Source organism: Hydrogenophaga sp. 70-12 (assembly GCF_001897365.1).
GTDB classification, from domain to species: Bacteria; Pseudomonadota; Gammaproteobacteria; order Burkholderiales; family Burkholderiaceae_C; genus Hydrogenophaga; species Hydrogenophaga borbori.
On sequence record NZ_MKSS01000131.1, the window covers coordinates 1 to 2,808 of the forward strand.

Genomic DNA, 2,808 nt, shown 5'->3' on the forward strand with positions numbered 1-2,808 from the left:
GGTGTCGGCGGGGCGCCAGACGTCCAGGCCCGGGATCAGGCGCAGGCTGGCGGCGTGCTCGATCGACTGGTGCGTGGGGCCGTCCTCGCCCAGGCCGATGGAGTCGTGCGTGAAGACGTGGACCACGCGCTGCTTCATCAGCGCGGCCATGCGAATGGCGTTGCGCGAGTAGTCGCTGAAGGTGAGGAAGGTGCCGCCGTAGGGGATGTAGCCACCGTGCAGGGCCACGCCGTTCATGATGGCGGCCATGCCGAACTCGCGCACGCCATAGTTGATGTGGCGGCCCAGGCGGCCGGCCTCGTCGCGCACCACGTTGCCGGCGATGTCCAGGCGCAGCGGCGGCGTGGATTTGGTATTGGTGAGGTTGGAGCCGGTGAGGTCGGCGCTGCCGCCCAGCAGTTCGGGCAGCGCGGCGGTGAAGTGCTCCAGCGCGAGCTGGCTGGCCTTGCGGCTGGCCACGGTCTCGGCCTTGGCGTGGGCCTGGCGGGCCGCGGCGGCGGCCAGCGCGGCGAAGTCCTTCGGCAGCTCGCCCTTCATGCGGCGCTCGAACTCGGCGGCCAGCTCGGGGTGGGCGGCGCGGTAGGCGCGAAAGCGCGCGGTCCAGTCGGCCTCGGCCTCGGCGCCGGCGGCTTTCGCGTCCCAGGCGGCGTAGACCTCGTCGGGCACCACGAAGGGCGCGTGCGGCCAGCCCAGGGCCTCGCGCGTGAGCTGGATTTCCTCGGCGCCCAGCGGCTCGCCGTGCGCCTTCGCGGTGTTGGCGCGGTTCGGGCTGCCCTTGCCGATGTGCGTCTTGCAGACGATCAGCGTGGGCTGCTCGGGGTGGCGGCGCGCCTGGGCGATGGCCTGGTCCACCGCGTCCGCGTCGTGGCCGTCGATGGGGCCGATGACGTTCCAGCCGCAGGCCACGAAGCGCAGGGCGGTGTTGTCGATGAACCAGGGCGTGACCTTGCCGTCGATGGAGATGCCGTTGTCGTCGTACAGCGCGATGAGCTTGTTGAGTTTCCAGGCGCCGGCCAGGGCCACGGCCTCGTGGCTGATGCCCTCCATGAGGCAGCCGTCGCCCAGGAACACGTAGGTGTGGTGGTCGACGACGGTGTGGCCGGGGCGGTTGAACTCGGCGGCCAGCAGCTTCTCGGCCAGGGCCATGCCCACGGCGTTGGTGATGCCCTGGCCCAGCGGGCCGGTGGTGGTTTCCACGCCGGGCGTGATACCCACCTCGGGGTGGCCGGCGGTCTTGCTGTGCAGCTGGCGGAAATGTTTCAGCTCCTGCAGGGGCAGCGCGTAGCCCGTGAGGTGCAGCAGCGAGTAGATGAGCATGGAGCCGTGCCCGTTGGACAGCACGAAGCGGTCGCGGTCGGCCCAGTGCGGGTTCACCGGGTTGTGCTTGAGGTGGCGGCCCCAGAGCGCGACGGCCATGTCGGCCATGCCCATGGGTGCGCCGGGGTGGCCGGAGTTGGCGGCCTGCACGGCGTCCATCGCCAGAGCGCGGATGGCGTTGGCCATGACCAGGGGAGAGACGGTGACGCCGGCGGAGTCGCTCATGAAGACCTCGGGTGGGGTGGGGGCGCGGCGTGGGCGCGTCGCGCGCCGCCCAGCCTGGGGAAAACCCCGGATTTTAGCGACTGGGCCCGCGCCGGCCGCTCGCGCGGGGGGTATCGGCCCTGGCGGCCGGGCGCGCGGCCCACCGTACGATGGCCGCCACCGCCCACCCGAGCCCATGACCGATCTGCCTTCCCCCGCGCTGCTGGCGATCTTCGCCGGCGCGGCGCTGGTCGTGTGGTGGGCCGGCGTGCGGCTCACCCAGGCCACCGACCGACTGGACCAGGCCTTCGGCTGGGGCGACGAGATGGGCGGGCTGGTGTTGCTGGCGCTGGTGACCAACCTGCCCGAGATCGCCATCACCGCCAGCGCCGCGCTGGGCGGGCGCGTCGAGGTGGCCGTGGCCAACCTGCTGGGCGGCGTGGCCATCCAGACCCTGCTGCTGGCGCTGTTCGACGCCGTGGGCCACCGCGGCGCGGTGCCGCTGTCCACCCGCGTGGCCTCGCCCCAGGCGCTGGCCGAGGCGCTGATGGTGGTGGCGCTGCTGGCCCTGGTGCTGCTGGGCCACTGGCTGCCGGCCGACGCCATCCGTTTCGGCGTCACGCCGGACGGCGCGCTGACCGTCTTCGCCTGGCTGGGTGGCCTGTTGCTGGTGCGCCGGCTCAGCCAACGCCCCTCGGCCGCGCCCCGCCGCCCTACCCGCCGTCCGTCGGACGGCCTGCGCGGCGCCGGTCTGCTGTTCGCCGCCTGCGCCTTGCTCACGCTCATCGGCGGCGTGCTGCTCGAGCGCAGCGGCGACGCCTTGGCCCGGCGCTGGGGCATCGACGGCGTGCTCTTCGGCGCCACCGTGCTCGCCGCGTCCACCGCCTTGCCCGAGGTCGCCACCGGCCTGGCGGCCATGCGGCGCGACGAGCCCGCGCTGGCGGTGAGCGACATCCTGGGCGGCAACGCCCTGCTGCCCGTGCTGCTGGTGCTGGCCACGGCGCTGGCCGGCCAGGCCGTGATGCCTGGCGCCAGCGCGGAGACGCTATACATCACCGCCCTGGGCCTGCTGATGACCGGCGTCGTCGCGGCCGGCCTGCTGTGGCGCCCGCGCCGCAAGCGCCTGGGCATGGGGCCGGACAGTTGGGCGCTGCTGCTGGTCTACGCGGTCGGCATGGCCGGCCTGTTCGCCCTGGCCGGTCGCTGAGCCGCCGCGGGGCGGCTACAGTCGAGGCCTAGCCCCTTCACCATGGCCCACCCTGCCCACGCCATCCTCCTGGCCGCCGG

The 2,808-nt window shown here is 73.5% G+C and carries 2 protein-coding genes; one reads left to right on the plus strand and one right to left on the minus strand.

The genetic code is table 11. The features are described from left to right. On the minus strand, nt 1–1,542 hold a 1,542-nt coding region (gene tkt, locus BGO22_RS08075; protein ID WP_286849995.1), incomplete at its 3' end, for a transketolase. Between the two features lie 175 nt (nt 1,543–1,717). Between tkt and BGO22_RS08080 the strand changes: the two genes are divergently transcribed. Next, on the plus strand, nt 1,718–2,728 hold the full coding sequence (locus BGO22_RS08080) for a sodium:calcium antiporter (RefSeq protein WP_286849998.1): 1,011 nt from the start codon (nt 1,718–1,720) through the stop codon (nt 2,726–2,728). Nucleotides 2,729–2,808 lie beyond the last annotated feature (80 nt).